This is a genomic window from Streptomyces beihaiensis, assembly GCF_026274175.1.
Lineage (GTDB): Bacteria > Actinomycetota > Actinomycetes > Streptomycetales > Streptomycetaceae > Streptomyces > Streptomyces beihaiensis.
This window is the reverse complement of record NZ_JAPHNL010000243.1, coordinates 1-552: the sequence shown is the minus strand read 5'-3', so window position 1 is coordinate 552 and position 552 is coordinate 1. Positions and strand designations below refer to the sequence as shown.

1 protein-coding gene is annotated in these 552 nt (G+C 77.0%); it reads right to left on the bottom strand.

The annotated features are described in order from the left end of the window. Nucleotides 1–552, bottom strand: a 552-nt coding sequence (locus OFY01_RS18940) for a lanthionine synthetase LanC family protein (RefSeq protein ID WP_323135532.1), incomplete at both ends; no start/stop codon positions are given.

The window sequence follows — 552 nt, the reverse complement described above, 5'->3', positions numbered from 1 at the left end:
GCCCGGTCTCGTCACGCACCGCCTCGGCCGCCAGCAGCGCCCCCGCTGTCCCGTGGGCGACGTCGGCACCGGCCGACGGGCACGCCGCCTCCAGCGCCTCCAGCGCCTGCGGCACCGCGGCCGCCAGGTCCTGGCTGTCCAGCAGCGTGGAGAGCCGGGCCGCGGCGTAGCAGACGCCGCCCACGCCGAAGAAACCGCCGGGACCCACCGCGGCCGCCAGGTCAGGGTTGCGGGCGAGCAGGCGCACCAGTGCGGGCAGCGCCCGCACCGCCCTGTCAGCTGCCTCCAGGTGGCGCTCGGAGCCGGACAGACGGCCTAGTTCGGCGAGGAAGAGCGCGGTACCGCAGTAGCCGTCGGCCAGCCCCGCCCCCATGGGCATGACCGTCCAGTGCCGCTCGTCGGCACACTCCAGGGTCAGCCAGTTGCTGCGGTGCTCGTCCCGGCAGGCGCGGGCGAGCAGGTCGTCGCCGATGTCCAGAGCGAGTTTCAGCAGGCGCTCCGGATCGCAGGCCGCCGCGTCGCCCGCCGCCCCGGCGGGCGCCCGCCGCGGCG